13 protein-coding genes and 1 pseudogene are annotated in these 16,188 nt (G+C 60.5%); 13 read left to right on the plus strand and 1 reads right to left on the minus strand.

The window, feature by feature from the left end; translation table 11 throughout:
* Nucleotides 1–60: 60 nt before the first annotated feature.
* Entirely contained in the window at nt 61–225 is a 165-nt protein-coding gene (locus AB8W27_RS09935) for a hypothetical protein (RefSeq protein WP_007671379.1), read from the minus strand.
* Between the two features lie 313 nt (nt 226–538).
* Between AB8W27_RS09935 and AB8W27_RS09940 the strand changes: the two genes are divergently transcribed.
* The 13 genes and pseudogenes from AB8W27_RS09940 (at nt 539) to AB8W27_RS10000 (ending at nt 16,160) form a co-directional block, all read left to right on the plus strand.
* Nucleotides 539–709 carry a general stress protein gene (locus AB8W27_RS09940; RefSeq protein ID WP_004386224.1) on the plus strand — a complete coding sequence of 57 codons (171 nt, stop codon included), beginning with the start codon at nt 539–541 and terminating at the stop codon, nt 707–709.
* Nucleotides 710–820: 111 nt separating this feature from the next.
* On the plus strand, nt 821–1,594 hold the full coding sequence (locus AB8W27_RS09945; protein WP_015741313.1) for an OBAP family protein: 774 nt from the start codon (nt 821–823) through the stop codon (nt 1,592–1,594).
* Nucleotides 1,595–1,801: 207 nt separating this feature from the next.
* Nucleotides 1,802–2,905, plus strand: coding sequence for a cobalamin-independent methionine synthase II family protein (locus tag AB8W27_RS09950; protein WP_015741312.1), 1,104 nt, complete (start codon nt 1,802–1,804; stop codon nt 2,903–2,905).
* A gap of 427 nt (nt 2,906–3,332) precedes the next feature.
* Entirely contained in the window at nt 3,333–5,147 is a 1,815-nt protein-coding gene (gene atzF, locus AB8W27_RS09955; RefSeq protein ID WP_041923569.1) for an allophanate hydrolase, read from the plus strand.
* Nucleotides 5,148–5,157: 10 nt separating this feature from the next.
* Nucleotides 5,158–8,765: pseudogene (uca, locus tag AB8W27_RS09960) on the plus strand (urea carboxylase).
* Nucleotides 8,766–8,839: 74 nt separating this feature from the next.
* On the plus strand, nt 8,840–9,541 hold the full coding sequence (locus tag AB8W27_RS09965; protein WP_041923567.1) for a GntR family transcriptional regulator: 702 nt from the start codon (nt 8,840–8,842) through the stop codon (nt 9,539–9,541).
* Nucleotides 9,542–9,577: 36 nt separating this feature from the next.
* Nucleotides 9,578–10,849 carry an urea ABC transporter substrate-binding protein gene (gene urtA, locus AB8W27_RS09970; RefSeq protein ID WP_015741308.1) on the plus strand — a complete coding sequence of 424 codons (1,272 nt, stop codon included), beginning with the start codon at nt 9,578–9,580 and terminating at the stop codon, nt 10,847–10,849.
* Between the two features lie 167 nt (nt 10,850–11,016).
* Nucleotides 11,017–12,582 carry an urea ABC transporter permease subunit UrtB gene (gene urtB / locus AB8W27_RS09975; RefSeq protein WP_041923566.1) on the plus strand — a complete coding sequence of 522 codons (1,566 nt, stop codon included), beginning with the start codon at nt 11,017–11,019 and terminating at the stop codon, nt 12,580–12,582.
* Nucleotides 12,579–13,652 (plus strand): urea ABC transporter permease subunit UrtC, encoded by a 1,074-nt coding sequence (gene urtC / locus AB8W27_RS09980; RefSeq protein WP_015741306.1) that lies wholly within the window; start codon nt 12,579–12,581, stop codon nt 13,650–13,652. The genes urtB and urtC overlap by 4 nt, the downstream gene beginning before the upstream one ends.
* Nucleotides 13,652–14,449, plus strand: coding sequence for an urea ABC transporter ATP-binding protein UrtD (gene urtD, locus AB8W27_RS09985; RefSeq protein ID WP_041923565.1), 798 nt, complete (start codon nt 13,652–13,654; stop codon nt 14,447–14,449). Before urtC ends, urtD begins: the two co-directional genes overlap by 1 nt.
* Nucleotides 14,450–14,458: 9 nt before the next feature.
* Nucleotides 14,459–15,157, plus strand: a complete 699-nt coding sequence (urtE, locus tag AB8W27_RS09990; protein WP_015741304.1) for an urea ABC transporter ATP-binding subunit UrtE — start codon at nt 14,459–14,461, stop codon at nt 15,155–15,157.
* Nucleotides 15,158–15,353: 196 nt separating this feature from the next.
* Entirely contained in the window at nt 15,354–15,668 is a 315-nt protein-coding gene (locus AB8W27_RS09995; protein WP_041924173.1) for a DUF1493 family protein, read from the plus strand.
* An 81-nt stretch (nt 15,669–15,749) separates the two neighbouring features.
* Nucleotides 15,750–16,160, plus strand: a complete 411-nt coding sequence (locus AB8W27_RS10000; RefSeq protein ID WP_015741302.1) for a hypothetical protein — start codon at nt 15,750–15,752, stop codon at nt 16,158–16,160.
* Nucleotides 16,161–16,188: the final 28 nt, after the last annotated feature.

The raw sequence follows: 16,188 nt of genomic DNA on the forward strand, positions 1-16,188 counted from the left end.
AAAAGCGCTACGTATTAAACGAGATAGCGCTTTCGTCTGCAACAAGAAAAACGCAGCGTCTTACCCTAAAGGAATAAAATTGGCCTTTTCACGTGCCAGCCAGTCGCGGGATTTTCTCAGCGAACCGCCTTTACGGAACAGCAGAAACACATCCTGTCCCATAATGAGCACCATAAACCGGTCTTTTAACTTCATGGTGGGGCAGCAGTACCATTTCTGTTTCATTAATCACTCCTCGGCGGAAATTAAATCAACGAACGACACTTCGCAGATAAATAATAGTCCTGACAGCGGCACTGAAATAATTAACGCTTTCTTTTAAGATTTTTCTTATTAAGCGAAGGCGCTGGAGCAGAAATTCCTTTGCTATTCAGGAGATAAAAGCGCAACACGGGATATATCGTACAGAACGTAACGGCAAAATACTTGCTGGCGGCTAATGTGACTTGCGAAACGGGGAGGCCTGCCTATAGTTACTTCTGCGTTCGCACTGTGAGGACGCGGTTTAAATTATCTCTGCTTATCCGAGGAGAATATTATGGCTCAACATCGTGGTGGTTCAGGTAATTTTGCTGAGGATCGTGAACGCGCTTCTGAAGCCGGTCGTAAAGGCGGTCAGAACAGCGGCGGGAATTTTAAAAATGACCGCGAGCGCGCAGCAGAAGCTGGCCGTAAAGGCGGCAAAAGCAGCAGCCGTTCGTCTTCCTGACGGACCGGCGGGCCGCATGCGCCCGACATAACGTCTCTCCGGTATGGGTTACTGCCCATACCGGAGGTTGTTGCGCATGACGTAAATACCTCTTATTTATTTAATTACCTTATGAAATTACAACGCGCATTAAAAATAACGTTGCTGCCGCTTCTTTCTGTCGCCTTTTTAGCGCAGGCAGAAAAAGATACGCCGCCGGGTGCTGATAAAAGCACGACGACCAATTTACTGGAAACCGGCTCAGCGGTATTGCAGAGCAACGCCCCGTTAAAAGGATTTGATATATATCTGGTAGGCTTTCATCCGATGAAAGAGATCCCGGAAAAACAGATGGAAGCGCATCATTATTGCCATCAGGTTAATCAGGATTTCGCCCAGTGTGTCTTATTTGATGGTAATACTAAAGACGCCAGGATGAATGGTGTAGAATATATCATCTCCGAAAAACTCTTTAATGAACTGCCGGCGCAGGAAAAACAGTACTGGCATCCACACAATGGCGAAATCCTCAGCGGGCAGCTTATCGCACCGGGTATTCCGGCGCCGGTGGAGCACCGCCTGATGCAGGATAAAATGAACAGCTATGGCAAAACCTGGCACGTCTGGCATACCGGCGGACCGGGCGATAAAGGCGACGCGCTGCCGCTCGGCCAGCCGATGCTCGCCTGGTCGTTTAACCGCGACGGAGAGGCGAAGCCGGAGCTGGTGTCCGAGCGGGATAAAAAGCTGGGCGTGAATACTGAAGAGATCCGCCGCTCGCGCGCCGATCTTGAGAAACTCGCGAAGCCGCAAAGCGGCGTCGATGCCCTGAAGGGGCAGTTCAAAGGCGACATCAAAGACATCCCTGGCGTTGTAGACAGCAATACCGCGTCTGAGAAAAAATAACCCTTGTTTGTGCCTTTCGTTTTCCCCACTCCGGTGGGGATTTTTTATTCCTGCATGAATTTTTTTCATCACCCATGAAATTTCCTCGTTTGCCAGAGGCAGGGCGACGTGCGACTCTCTGGACATATAGCCATCCAGACGGCCAAATATTCAAGTTTTGAACTATCACCTGACGTGACCATCGCGGCAGGCTACGAGGAGAACACCATGCAGCGTCAACATGCCCCGTTTCGCGCCGATATCGTCGGCAGCTTTTTACGCCCGGATGCCATTAAGCAGGCCCGCCAGCAGTTTGCGGCAGGGGAGATAGATGCCGCGCATCTGCGCAACATCGAAAATGACGCCATTCGCCATGCGGTCGAGCAGCAGTGCGCCTGCGGCCTGCATGTGGTGACCGACGGCGAATTCCGCCGCGCCTGGTGGCATCTCGATTTCTTTGGCGCGCTGCAGGGCGTGGAGCTGGTGGAAGTGAATCAGGGGATTCAGTTCAACGGTATTCAGACCAAAGCGCAGAGCGTGCGCGTGACCGGCAAAGTGGCGTTTGGCGACCACCCGATGCTTGAGGATTTCCGCTTCCTGAAAAGCGTCAGCGGCAATGCCGAGCCGAAAATGACCATCCCGAGCCCGAGCGTGCTGCATTTTCGCGGCGGCGCGGCGGCCATCGACCGTAACGTCTACCCGGATCTGAATGACTATTTCGACGATCTCGCCACGACCTGGCGCGACGCCATCCGTGCCTTTTACGACGCAGGCTGCCGCTACCTGCAACTGGATGATACCGTCTGGGCGTACCTGTGCTCTGACGAGCAGCGTCGTCAAATCCGTGAGCGCGGCGACGATCCGGACGAGCTGGCGCGCATTTATGCCCGCGTGCTGAACCAGGCGCTGGCAGGCAAGCCGGAGGATTTAACCATCGGGCTGCATGTCTGCCGCGGTAATTTCCGCTCCAGCTGGATAGCCGAAGGCGGCTATGAGCCGGTGGCCGAAGTGCTGTTCGGCACCGTCAACATCGATGCGTTTTTCCTGGAATATGATAACGACCGTTCCGGCGATTTCGCGCCGCTGCGCTTTATCCGTCCGGGCAAACAGCAGGTGGTGCTGGGGCTTATCACCACCAAAAATGGCGAGCTGGAGAACCCGGAACTGATTAAAACGCGGCTGGAAGAGGCGGCGAAATATGTCGATATCAGCCAGATCTGCTTAAGCCCGCAGTGCGGTTTCGCCTCGACCGAAGAAGGCAACAGCATTACGCCAGCCGAGCAGTGGGAAAAAGTGCGCCTGGTGACGAAGGTTGCCAGCGAAGTGTGGTAAGACGGGGCTTTTGATGTAAACGGCGGGTGCGCGTCGCTTACCCGCCCTACAAAAATTCACCCTCATCCTATGGCGGGCGCGCTTACCCGCCCTACAAAAAGCCGTCCTCACCGTAGGGTGGGTAAGCGCAGCGCACCCACCCTTTATAATGCGCGCCGCTGACACACAATTCCCTTAATCATCGCAAAAAATGATTCCTGCGCTGATTCATCATCATCTTTAATTATTTCCCCCCTCATTGCACATTTATGACGCACCGTTGCACCATCGCGATCGTGGTTATTATTGAAAACCCTGTCCTGTTAATTAAACTCCCCCTCTATATTCAATAAAAAATTCACAATAAGTTGAAATATAAGTAATTTTAAAAACTGGCACTCCCTTTGCTAAATAACTCTCATCTTGTATACCAGATGGGATGCCAGTTATGTCACCGAGTTCACCGCTGTTTACGCCTCTGACGCTTGCTGAGTGGCGCAGGGAATATCAGGACGATCCGACGCGCATTACGGAAATTTATTCCACGGCTTTTACTGATGAAGAGAATAACGATCCGGCATGGATCACCCGCGCCAGCCCGGCGCATCTTGAAGCCCAAATTGCGCCATTGCTGGCGGCCATAAAAGCGGGCAAAAGCCTTGCGGATTTTCCACTCTTCGGCGTGCCGTTTGCGGTGAAAGACAATATCGATGTTGCCGGTTTGCCCACCACGGCCGCGTGCCCGGCGTTTGCGTATACCGCTCAGGAGGACGCCACCGTGGTGGCGAAACTCAAAGCCGCAGGCGCCATCGTGCTGGGTAAAACCAATCTGGATCAGTTCGCGACAGGGCTGGTCGGCACCCGGTCGCCGTACGGCGCGGTGCCCAATACCTTTAACCCGGCGTATGTCAGCGGTGGCTCCAGCGCCGGTTCGGCCTCAACCGTGGCGCGCGGGCTGGTCGCTTTCGCGCTCGGCACCGACACCGCAGGCTCCGGGCGCGTCCCGGCCGGTTTCAATAACATTGTCGGCCTCAAACCCACCAAAGGCTGGCTGTCGAATCGCGGCGTGGTGCCCGCGTGCCGCCTGAACGACTGCGTCTCCATCTTCGCGCTAAGCGCCGCCGATGCCTTTCAGGTGGCAAGCCTTGCGGGCGGTTATGACGCCGCCGATGCCTACTCGCGCGCTAACCCGCGCAGCGCGCCCGCGCGTCTGCCTGCACAACCGCGCTTTGCGGTGCCCGATGCGCCTGAATTTTATGGCGACACCCACAGCGAGGCGGCATACCGCCAGAGCCTGACCCGCCTGGAAGCGCTCGGCGTCACGCTGGTGCCGGTCGATTTCACGCCGTTTCGCCAGCTTGCGGAGCAGCTCTATCAGGGCGCGTGGGTGGCGGAGCGCACCGTGGCGGTGGGCGAGATGCTCAGCCAGCCGCCGGAGGCGATGGACCCGACCGTACGCGGCATCGTGGAGGGCGGCCTGAAATATACAGCCTGCGACGCCTGGCAGGCGGAATATACCCGCGCCGCGCTCGCCCGACAGATTGCGCAGGTGCTGGAGGCCGTAGAGGCGCTGGTCGTCCCGACCTCGCCGACCATTCATACACTCAGGGAAATGAACGCGGAGCCGGTACGCTACAACTCGCACTTCGGCTACTACACCAATTTCACCAACCTGGCCGATCTCTGCGCGCTGGCGCTGCCCGGCGATTTCCGCGCCGATGGCCTGCCGGCTGGCATCACGCTTATCGCGCCCGCCTGGCATGACGCCGCGCTGGCGCACTTCGGCGCGCGCTGGCAGCAGGCGGTGCCGCTGCCGCTCGGCGCGACCGCTAAAGCGCTGCCTGTGGTCGAACCGTTTGCGCCGTCGCCGCACCATGTGCGCCTCGCAGTCGTCGGTGCCCACCTGCGCGGCATGCCGCTCAATCATCAGCTTACGACCCGCAACGCCGTGTTTATCGAAGAAACCACCACGGCGGCGGACTATCGCCTCTATGCGCTCGCCAACACCACGCCGCCAAAGCCGGGGCTGGCGCGCGCCAGCACCGGGCAGCCCATCGCGGTGGAGCTGTGGGATATCCCGCTGGCACGCTTTGGTGAGTTTGTCGCGGAGATCCCGGCGCCGCTCGGTATCGGCACGCTGACGCTTGCCGACGGCCGCGCCGTAAAAGGCTTTATCTGCGAACCGCAGGCGCTTGCGAGCGCCACGGACATCACCGAATGGGGCGGCTGGAAAGCCTGGCTTGCCCGCCACCAGAGCGCCTGAGGAGAAAACCATGTTCAGCAAAGTGCTTATCGCTAACCGTGGCGAGATCGCCTGTCGCGCCATTCGTACCCTGAAGAAAATGGGCATCGCCAGCGTCGCGGTTTATTCCGCACCGGATCGTAACGCGCAACACGTGCTCGACGCCGATATCGCCATTGCGCTCGACGGCGACGCGGCGCGCGACACCTACCTTAACGTCGATAAAATTCTCGCAGCGGCGAAAGCGAGCGGGGCGCAGGCTATCTTCCCCGGCTACGGCTTTCTTTCCGAGCGCGCTGAATTCGCCGCGGCGTGCGAAGCCGCGGGCCTGGTGTTTATCGGCCCGACGCCGCAGCAGATTGGCGATTTTGGTCTCAAGCACCGCGCCCGCGCGCTCGCGGCACAGGCGGGCGTGCCGATGACGCCAGGCAGCGGGCTGTTGCGCTCGCTTGAGGAAGCAACCCAGGCGGCCGCAGACATTGGCTACCCGGTGATGCTGAAAACCACGGCGGGCGGCGGCGGCATCGGGCTGACGCGCTGCGACGACGCGCCTTCGCTGGCGCAGGCCTGGGAGAGCGTAAGGCGCCAGGGCCAGCAGTTTTTCAGCGACGACGGCGTATTTATCGAGAAGTTCATCAGCCGCGCCCGTCATCTGGAAGTTCAGATTCTCGGCGATGGCGAAGGCTACGTGGCGGCGCTCGGCGAGCGCGACTGTTCGCTCCAGCGCCGCAACCAGAAAGTGGTGGAAGAGACGCCTGCGCCGGGGCTGCCGCAGGCGACCCGCGAAGCGCTGCACGCCGCCGCGGCGGCGCTTGGGGAATCGGTCAATTACCGCAGCGCCGGCACCGTGGAGTTTATCTATGACGCCGGGAGCGATCGCTTCTGGTTTCTGGAGGTCAACACCCGTTTGCAGGTGGAGCACCCGGTGACCGAGGCCGTGACGGGGCTGGATCTGATTGAATGCATGATAAATATCGCCGCGGGCGAACCGCTGGACAGGGCGCGGCTGGCGCAGACCCCGCAGGGGGCCGCCATTGAAGTGCGCCTCTATGCCGAAGATCCGCTGAAACACTTCCAGCCGTCGCCGGGGCAGCTTACCGATGTGTACTTTCCTGATGACGTGCGGGTGGACGGCTGGGTCAGTACCGGCGCGGAGGTGAGCGCGTTTTACGATCCGATGATCGCCAAAATCATCGTTCACGGCGACAACCGCCCGCAGGCGCTGGCGAAACTGCGCCTGGCGCTCGACGCCACGCGGCTGCACGGCATCGCCACCAATCTCGATTATCTGCGCCAGATTATCCGGCTGGAGGCGTTTGAAAACGCCACCATGTGGACGCGTCTGCTGGATGAGGTGAGCTACCGCGCCCACGCCATCGAAGTCCTGGAGCCGGGCACCTGGAGCAGCGTGCAGGATTATCCGGGCCGTCTGGGCTACTGGGATATCGGCGTGCCGCCATCCGGGCCGATGGACGATTACGCCTTCCGGCTGGCCAACCGTATCGTGGGTAACGCGCCGGAGGCCGCCGGGCTTGAGTTCACGCTCCAGGGACCGACGCTGCGCTTTCACAGCGACGCCATCTTCGCGCTCACCGGCGCGGACTGCGACGCGGAACTTGATGGCGAGCCGGTCGCCTGCTGGCAGCCGGTCACCGCCCGCGGCGGACAGACGCTGACGCTGGGCCGCGCCCGCACAGGCTGTCGCGGTTATCTGGCGGTGCGTAACGGTATTGACGTGCCGCAATATCTCGGCAGCCGTTCCACCTTCGCGCTCGGGCAGTTTGGCGGCCATGCCGGACGCACGCTGCGCCCCGGCGACGTGCTGGCGATATCACGCCCGGCGCTCGCCGCCTGCGCCACGCCTGCGCCCATCTCGCCGCCTCAGACGCCGGAGCCGGGGCTTATCCCGCGCTATGGCGAGGTGTGGGATATCGGCGTGCTTTACGGCCCGCACGGCGCGCCCGATTTCTTCACTCCCGAGTCGATGGATGCGTTCTTCGCCGCCGAATGGCAGGTGCATTACAACTCCAACCGTCTCGGTGTGCGGCTGGTGGGCCCGAAACCGGAATGGAGCCGCGCCGACGGCGGCGAGGCGGGCCTGCATCCGTCTAATGTTCACGACTGCGAATACGCCATCGGGGCGATTAACTTTACCGGCGATTTCCCGGTGATCCTCACCCGCGACGGGCCGAGCCTCGGCGGGTTTGTCTGCCCGGTCACCATTGCCCGCGCGGAGCTGTGGAAAGTCGGCCAGGTGAAGCCCGGCGACCGCATCCGTTTTCATCCGATTAGCATCGAACATGCGCAGTCGCTGGAGCTCGCCCAGGAAGTGGCGTGCAACCATCTGCGCGCGGTCAGCGCTCGCCTGGACGAGACGCCGTCGCTGCTGCCAGGCGCGACCGGGAGTGCGGCGATCCTCGCGCAGTCGCCAGCGCAAAACGGGCTGCCCGCCGTGGTCTGGCGGCAGGCGGGCGACAGCTACATTCTCATTGAATATGGCGACAACGTACTGGATCTGGCGCTGCGCCTGCGGGTGCATCTGCTGATGAACGCTCTCCGCGAGAGCGGCGTCGCGGGCATCGAGGAGCTTTCGCCCGGCGTGCGGTCGTTGCAGGTGCGTTACGACAGCCAGCGCCTCGGGCAGCGGCCCTTGCTGACGCTGCTGATGAACCTTGAGAAGCAGCTCGGCGATGTGGAATCGCTGAAGATCCCTCGCGAGTCGTCTGGCTGCCGATGGCGTTTGAAGACAGCGCAACGCTTGGCGCGGTGGAGCGGTATCAGCAAACCGTGCGCGCCCAGGCGCCGTGGCTGCCGAATAACGTCGATTTTATCTGCCGCGCGAACGGGCTGTCGCACCGCGACGAGGTGAAAAACATCGTATTTGACGCGAGCTACCTGATCCTCGGGCTGGGGGATGTCTATCTCGGCGCGCCGTGCGCGGTGCCGGTCGATCCGCGCCATCGCCTGCTCAGTTCGAAATATAACCCCGCGCGTACCTGGACGGCCGAAGGCACCGTCGGCATCGGCGGGATGTATATGTGCATCTACGGCATGGATTCGCCCGGCGGCTACCAGCTGGTGGGGCGCACGCTGCCCATCTGGAACAAATTCCTCAAAAACCCGCAGTTCGGCGAGGAGCCGTGGCTGCTGAAGTTCTTCGATCAGGTGCGCTTCTACCCGGTGAGCGAAGCGGAGCTGAACGATTTCCGCGACGCCTTCCGCGAGGGCCGCGCGTCTGTCCGCATTGAAGAGAGCGAGTTTGATTTTGCGGCGTATCGCGCCTTTTTAGCGGACAACGAGCAGGATATCTGCGCGTTCCGCGCGCGTCAGCAGGCCGCGTTCAACGCCGAAGTGGCGCACTGGCACACCCAGGAGCCGGAGGCCGACGCGTATGAGGCTGACGCTGAAGACGAGACAGAAAGCGAGGGGCGGCTGGTCAGCGCCGATCTCAACGGCAACATCTGGAAGATCCTGGTTGAGCCGGGCCAGCGGGTGAAGCAGGGCGAGCCGTTGATCGTGGTGGAGGCGATGAAGATGGAGCTGATGGTGCATGCGCCGGTGGATGGCGTGGTGGCGCGCATTCGTTGTCAGCAGGGGCGGCCTGTCGCGCCCGGCGATGCCCTTTTGTGGCTGGGTTGAGCGGGCTTACTTGTTATGACAGGCGGCGGGTAAGCAACGCGCACTCGCCAGACACAGGGAACACAGGAGGCGCTATGCCATTCACCGCCCGACACCGCGCGGCGCCCCCGGAGGCGCAGGGCGATCGCATCTATCGGCTGATGAAACAGGAGATCTTCGATTTCCGGCTGCTGCCCGGCGATCGCTTCAGCGAAAACGACGTCGCCGCGCGCATGGGCGCGAGCCGCACGCCGGTGCGCCAGGCGCTGCACCGGCTTGAACAGGAAGGCTATCTCGATGTCCAGCCACGCAGCGGCTGGCAGGTGCGGCAGATCGACTTCGACCACCTGGAGGCGCTCTACGATCTGCGCATTGTGCTGGAAACGGAAGCCGTCGCACGGCTCTGCGCCTTGCCGGCGCACGTCACGCCGCTGCCGCTGTGCGAGCTGCGCGAATTCTGGATAGCGTCGCCGCCGCTTGCCCAGGGCGGCGATGTCGCGCCGCACGATGAGGCGTTTCACATGACGCTCGTCGGCACCGCGGGCAACCCGGAGATGGCGCGCGTGCATCGCGAGGTCACGGAAAAAATCCGCATTGTGCGCCGCATGGATTTCACCCAGGCGTCACGCATCAGCGCGACTTACGCCGAGCATGGCCAGATCCTGCTCGCCATTTTTGAACGCAACCTGAAGGAGGCCCGGACCCGACTGCACGACCATATTGCCCAAAGCCAGAAAGAGGTTCGCAAGATTACGCTTCACGCCCTGCAACAGGCGCGGCGTGGAACGCCAGATTAACCGTACACACAGCATCCATTATCAGGAGTCACCCTTATGCATCGTCGTACTCTGTTAAAAGCTTTCGCCCTTTCCGCCTCGGTCATCAGCATGGGGTTCGCCTTCAGCGCCCAGGCCGCCGACACTATCAAAGTGGGCATCATGCACTCGCTCTCCGGCACGATGGCGATTTCCGAAACGCCGCTCAAAGACGTGGCGCTGATGACCATTGATGAGATCAACGCCAAAGGCGGCGTTCTCGGTAAAAAGCTGGAGCCTGTGGTGGTCGATCCGGCCTCCAACTGGCCGCTGTTCGCCGAGAAAGCCCGCCAGTTGCTGAGCCAGGATAAGGTCGCCGCCGTTTTTGGCTGCTGGACGTCGGTCTCGCGCAAATCCGTACTGCCGGTCTTTGAAGAACTCAACGGGCTGCTCTTCTACCCGGTGCAGTACGAAGGCGAAGAGATGTCGCCGAACGTCTTCTATACGGGCGCCGCGCCCAATCAGCAGGCGATCCCGGCAGTGGAATATCTGATGAGCGAAGATGGCGGCGGCGCGAAACGCTTCTTCCTGCTCGGCACCGATTATGTCTATCCGCGCACCACCAACAAAATCCTGCGCGCGTTCCTGCATTCTAAAGGCGTTCAGGACAAAGATATCGAAGAGGTCTACACCCCGTTTGGCTACAGCGACTACCAGACCATTGTCGCCAATATCAAGAAATTCTCCGCAGGCGGTAAAACGGCCGTCGTTTCCACCATTAACGGCGATTCCAACGTCCCGTTCTATAAAGAGCTGGCGAACCAGGGGCTGAAGGCGACCGACGTTCCGGTGGTGGCGTTTTCGGTGGGCGAAGAGGAACTGCGCGGTATCGATGCCAAACCGCTGGTGGGCAATCTGGCCGCATGGAACTACTTCGAGTCGGTCGATAACCCCGAGAACAAAAAATTCGTCGCGGATTACCGCGCTTACGCCAAAGCGCACAAGTTGCCGAACGCCGGTACGGTGGTCACTAACGATCCGATGGAAGCCACCTATGTCGGCATTCATATGTGGGCGCAGGCGGTAGAGAAGGCGGGCACGACGGATGTCGATAAAGTGCGCGCGGCGATGGCAGGGCAATCGTTTAAGGCGCCGTCCGGCTTTACGCTGACAATGGACAACACCAACCACCATCTGCATAAACCCGTGATGATTGGCGAAATTGAAGGCAACGGCCAGTTCAACGTGGTGTGGCAGACCGAAGCACCGGTGCGCGCGCAGCCGTGGAGCCCGTATATCGCCGGTAACGATAAAAAAGCCGATACGCCAGTGAAAACCGCCAGTCATTAACGGGCGTTGAGCCAGGCATGGTTCAGGTTACGCGGTTGAACTGGCGGGTGCGCAAGCTTACCCGCCCTACAGGAAAGCCTGTGTTTTGTCGGGCGGGTAAGCGAAGCGCACCCGCCATAAATGCCGCCCGACACCACCGAGGCATAACGGTTGCAAAGGAGATACCCATGACATTATTCCGCTGGCTGATGATCGCCGCCTTGCTGGCGCCGTGGCTCGCGCGCGCCGGTGACGCCGACGACTTCGCGGCCGCCAGCCGCAGCCAACAGGCGACGCTGCTGCAAACCTGGGCCGCGTCGCCGGATGCCGCGCGTCTGCCGTTGCTGGTGGCGCTCGGTCAGGAAAATCTGGTCGTCGATACGCAAAAGCATCCGTTCGCACAGCGCCCTGATGGCCTGACCGCGCTCGGGAGCGCCGCCACGCCGGAAGGGGCGGTGAAACCGCTGCGGCTGACCAACCGCCTGCGCAATCTGGCCGCCGCGGCGCTGGCTACCCATCGTCTGGTGAGTGACAACGTCACGGAACGCCTTGATGCCGCCCGGTCTTTACAGCGCGACGGCGACCCGCACATGGCGCCGTTACTGACCCAGCGCCTGGCGGACGAAAAAGAAGCCACCGTGCGCGAGGCGCTCTCCACTGCGCTCGCCACGCTTCAGCTGACAAGCCCTGATTCCGCCGTGCGCCTGAAAGCGGTCACGCGGCTTGGCGAATCCGGCGAGCCGCAAACCCGCGCGCGGCTTCAGCCTTTTACCGACGCCGCCAGCGAGCCTGACGCCCGCGTGCGTGAGGCCGCCACCGCCAGCGTTCACGCCATTGACAGCCGCCTGAAGGTGGGCGAGCTGCTCGGCCAGGCGTTTATGGGGCTGTCGCTCGGCTCGATTCTGCTGCTGGCCGCGCTGGGGCTGGCGATTACCTACGGCCTGCTCGGCGTCATTAATATGGCCCACGGCGAAATGCTGATGCTTGGCGCTTACGCCACCTGGTGCGTGCAGAACGCGCTGGCGGCCTTCGCGCCGCAGTGGCTGGCGTTCTATCCGGTGCTGGCGCTGCCGGTGGCGTTTATGGTCACGGCCTGCGCGGGGATGGCGCTTGAGCGCGCCATTATTCGCCATTTGTATGGCCGCCCGCTGGAGACGCTGCTCGCCACCTGGGGGATCAGTCTGATGCTTATCCAGCTGGTGCGCATGACGTTCGGCGCGCAAAACGTCGAGGTGGCGAACCCGGCCTGGCTCTCCGGCGGCATCCAGGTGCTGCCAAACCTGATCCTGCCGTGGAACCGTCTGGTGGTGATGGGCTTTGTGCTGCTGGTGCTGTTTTTCACCTGGCTTGCGCTCACTAAAACCCGGCTTGGGATGAACGTGCGCGCGGTCACGCAGAACCGCGCGATGGCGGCCTGCTGCGGCGTACCGACCGGACGCGTCGATATGCTGGCCTTCGGACTCGGCTCCGGTATCGCGGGCCTCGGCGGCGTGGCGCTCTCCCAGCTTGGCAATGTCGGGCCGGAGCTCGGCCAGGGTTACATCATCGATTCCTTTTTAGTGGTGGTGCTGGGCGGCGTTGGTCAGCTGGCGGGCAGCGTGGCGGCGGCGTTCGGTCTGGGTATTTTCAATAAAATCCTCGAACCGCAGGTCGGCGCGGTGCTCGGCAAAATCGCCATCCTGGTGATGGTTATCCTGTTTATCCAGAAACGCCCGCAGGGGTTGTTCGCACTCAAAGGGAGGGCCGTGGAATGACGCAGCCGATCGCCTTAACGCTGGTTCAAAAAGCGCCGCGCCTGAGCGTTATCGCAGGCGGGCTGGCGCTGGCGGCGCTCTTCGCGCTGCCGTTTCTCACGCTCTTACCCGCAAGCCACCCGCTTGCGGTCTCGACCTGGACGCTGACGCTGATGGGCAAAATCCTCTGCTACGCGATTGTCGCCGTGGCGCTGGATCTGGTCTGGGGCTACGCCGGGCTGCTGTCGCTCGGCCACGGGATTTTCTTCGCGCTCGGCGGCTACGCGATGGGCATGTACCTGATGCGCCAGGCGGCAGGCGACGGGCTGCCCGCGTTTATGTCGTTTCTCTCCTGGAGCGAGCTGCCGTGGTACTGGTGGGGCACGTCGAATTTTCTCTGGGCGCTGCTGCTGGTGGTGCTGGTGCCGGGGCTGCTGGCGCTTGTCTTCGGTTTCTTTGCGTTCCGCTCGAAAATCAAGGGCGTCTATTTCTCCATCATTACCCAGGCGCTGACCTTCGCCGGGATGTTGCTCTTTTTTCGCAATGAAACCGGCTTTGGCGGCAACAACGGTTTTACCGGCTTTACCACGCTGCTTGGGTTTTCACTCACCGCGGCCGGCACGCGCATCGCGCTCTTTATCGCCACGCTCGCCTTGCTGCTGGCCTGCCTGGCGGTCGGACTGTGGCTCGCGCGCAGCAAGTTTGGCCGGGTGCTGACGGCGGTGCGCGACGCCGAAAGCCGACTGATGTTCTGCGGCTACGATCCGCGCGGCTTCAAGCTGCTGGTCTGGACGATTTCCGCCGTGATGTGCGGCCTTGCCGGCGCGCTCTATGTGCCGCAGGTCGGCATCATTAACCCCGGCGAAATGTCGCCGACCAACTCCATCGAAGCCGCCATCTGGGTGGCGCTTGGCGGACGCGGCACGCTGGTGGGGCCGGTGTTCGGGGCGCTGCTGGTCAACGGGGCTAAAAGTCTCTTTACGGTGGTGATGCCGGAGTACTGGCAACTCTTTTTAGGGCTGATATTTATCCTCATCACCCTGTTTTTGCCGCGCGGCGTGGCGGGGCTTCTGCGCAGAGGAGAGAAATAATGCACGCTACGGATACGCTCTATACCCGGCAGTATGAGACCGACCGCTTTCGCGCGCAGACCGATCCGGTGCTGCAACTGGAGAAAATCAACGTCAGTTTCGACGGTTTTCAGGCGCTCACCAATCTGACGCTCTCGACCGGCGTCGGCGAACTGCGCTGCATTATCGGCCCCAATGGCGCGGGCAAAACCACGCTGATGGATGTCATCACCGGCAAAACCCGGCCTCAGAGCGGGCGGGCGATTTACGATCAGCAAACGGATCTGACGCGTCTTGATCCGGTAGAGATCGCCCGGCGCGGCATCGGGCGCAAGTTCCAGAAGCCGACGGTGTTTGAGGCGCTGACGGTGTTTGAGAATCTGGAGCTGGCGCAAAAGGGCGATAAAACGGTGCGCGGGACGCTGCGCGCGCGGCTGAACAGCGAGCAGACGGACCGCATCGACGCGATGTTGGCGACGCTGCGCTTAGGGGCTGAGCGCCAGCGTCTGGCCGGGGCGCTCTCACACGGCCAGAAGCAGTTTCTGGAAATCGGCATGCTGCTGATGCAGGAGCCGCATCTGCTGCTGCTCGACGAGCCTGCGGCGGGCATGACCGACGCGGAAACCGACTATGCCGCCGAGCTGTTTCGCGCGCTGGCGGGCAAACATTCTCTGATGGTGGTGGAACACGATATGGGCTTTGTGGAAACCATCGCCGACAAAGTGACGGTGCTGCATCAGGGCCAGGTGCTGGCGGAAGGGTCGCTGGCGGACGTTCAGGCCAACGAGCAGGTGATCGACGTCTATCTCGGGCGTTAAGGAACAGCGATGTTAAACGTAAACGAACTGCATCAATACTACGGCGGCAGCCATATTCTGCGCGGCGTGTCGCTTGAGGCGCGCCCTGGCGAAGTGACCTGTCTGCTCGGGCGCAACGGCGTCGGCAAAAGCACGCTGCTGAAATGCCTGATGGGACTGATCCCGGCACGTACCGGCTCGGTGACCTGGCAGGGCGACGTCATTACCCGTTATAAACCGCACCAGCGCGTGGCGGCGGGCATCGCGTATGTGCCGCAAGGGCGCGAGATTTTCCCGCGACTGACGGTGGAGGAAAACCTGCTGATGGGGCTGTCGCGCTTTCGCGGCGCCGACGCCAGAAGCGTGCCCGAGGAGATCTACACGCTGTTTCCGGTGCTGAAATCGATGCGCCAGCGGCGCGGCGGCGATCTCTCCGGCGGGCAGCAGCAACAGCTCGCCATCGGGCGGGCGCTCGCCAGCCGTCCGCAGTTACTGATCCTCGACGAACCCACCGAGGGCATTCAGCCGTCGGTCATCAAAGAGATAGGCGCAGTTATCCAGGCGCTGGCCGCGCGCGGCGATATGGCTATTCTGCTGGTGGAGCAGTTTTACGATTTCGCCGCCGGACTGGCGGATAACTATCTGGTGATGTCGCGCGGCGCTATCGTCCAGCGCGGCACTGGCAAAGCGATGGAAGCTGACGGTGTGCGAAGGCTGGTGGCGATATAACGGCTGTGATGAAAGGCTGGTGGGAGGCTGGCCTTTATTTAACGAATGCTGATGGTGATAACCGGTAATCAGTGCGTTACTCGCGCCAGTGACTGAGCGAATAATAAGTATAAAATGATTCGATGTGAAATTGATTACTGGAACAGGGCGGTTGCAAATGGATGCCACTGAAATACATACGATGGACAAGCTTCTGATGAGAGATATCGAGAAAGAAATCATCGAATTCATAGAGCGGGATTATAACCCCAGAGAGTATTTTCTCTTTGGCCCCAAACGTCCCGTGACGCGCGACACCCGAATCAGAGATGACCTGAAACTTGTCTTCGAGGATAATGAAGAACTGCTGCAAGCCTATTTCAGCCGATGGAGTGTCGAGCCGGGCAGCTTTGAAATTCTCGATTATTTCCATCCCGACTATTTTGGAAGCAAAGAGCCTGACCCGCATAAACCTCTCACCATCGGTATGCTGGTGGAGAGCGCCGAGGCGGGGCGCTGGTTATATGAATAAATCCCGTTAATCTCTTGACGATATGGCTAAATTTCTCAACGACGTGGACTGAGCGCGGTGTTGCAGAAAGGATAAATGAGCATGGATAACGATTTCAGGCGATTCTTCTGTGAGATAATTTTCCGCCCCCTGATGGTGCTCGTCTCCATGTCTTGCATGCTCATGTTACATGATGCGATCTATTACTCTGTCTGGCGGGTATATTATGGCGCTTATAGCGTTCGGCTGGCGGCTTCGCTTAATTTAGTCTTGTGGTATGGCATGTTCCCGGCATTTATTGTGATGGCTTTATTACCGCTTCGATTAATTAATGGCTATTTCTTTCTGATGTTTTTAATACCGACGCTGCTTTTTGGTTTCGGTGGCTCAACACATTTCATGCTCTGCGTACTGTTAAGCTTTTACTGGCTTCTCGGCTGTGGGCTGATGCTTTTCATAAAGTATGTAGCCTATCGCAGAGTCACAGTATTACTAAAGATCGCTCCGTTTTAAAAAATGCGGGCGGCATATTCCCCCGGCC

The sequence above is a fragment of the Cronobacter turicensis genome, from assembly GCF_041222865.1.
Lineage (GTDB): Bacteria > Pseudomonadota > Gammaproteobacteria > Enterobacterales > Enterobacteriaceae > Cronobacter > Cronobacter turicensis.

What these genes read in the sequence shown, in the direction of transcription:
- urtC (WP_015741306.1), top strand. Translation starts at nt 12,579, where the DNA reads ATGACGCAGCCGATCGCCTTAACGCTGGTTCAAAAAGCGCCGCGCCTG.
- urtE (WP_015741304.1), top strand. Translation starts at nt 14,459, where the DNA reads ATGTTAAACGTAAACGAACTGCATCAATACTACGGCGGCAGCCATATT.
- urtA (WP_015741308.1), top strand. Translation starts at nt 9,578, where the DNA reads ATGCATCGTCGTACTCTGTTAAAAGCTTTCGCCCTTTCCGCCTCGGTC.
- AB8W27_RS09950 (WP_015741312.1), top strand. Translation starts at nt 1,802, where the DNA reads ATGCAGCGTCAACATGCCCCGTTTCGCGCCGATATCGTCGGCAGCTTT.
- atzF (WP_041923569.1), top strand. Translation starts at nt 3,333, where the DNA reads ATGTCACCGAGTTCACCGCTGTTTACGCCTCTGACGCTTGCTGAGTGG.
- AB8W27_RS09935 (WP_007671379.1), bottom strand. Translation starts at nt 225, where the DNA reads ATGAAACAGAAATGGTACTGCTGCCCCACCATGAAGTTAAAAGACCGG.
- AB8W27_RS09995 (WP_041924173.1), top strand. Translation starts at nt 15,354, where the DNA reads ATGAGAGATATCGAGAAAGAAATCATCGAATTCATAGAGCGGGATTAT.
- urtB (WP_041923566.1), top strand. Translation starts at nt 11,017, where the DNA reads ATGACATTATTCCGCTGGCTGATGATCGCCGCCTTGCTGGCGCCGTGG.
- AB8W27_RS09945 (WP_015741313.1), top strand. Translation starts at nt 821, where the DNA reads ATGAAATTACAACGCGCATTAAAAATAACGTTGCTGCCGCTTCTTTCT.
- AB8W27_RS09940 (WP_004386224.1), top strand. Translation starts at nt 539, where the DNA reads ATGGCTCAACATCGTGGTGGTTCAGGTAATTTTGCTGAGGATCGTGAA.
- AB8W27_RS10000 (WP_015741302.1), top strand. Translation starts at nt 15,750, where the DNA reads ATGGATAACGATTTCAGGCGATTCTTCTGTGAGATAATTTTCCGCCCC.
- AB8W27_RS09965 (WP_041923567.1), top strand. Translation starts at nt 8,840, where the DNA reads ATGCCATTCACCGCCCGACACCGCGCGGCGCCCCCGGAGGCGCAGGGC.
- urtD (WP_041923565.1), top strand. Translation starts at nt 13,652, where the DNA reads ATGCACGCTACGGATACGCTCTATACCCGGCAGTATGAGACCGACCGC.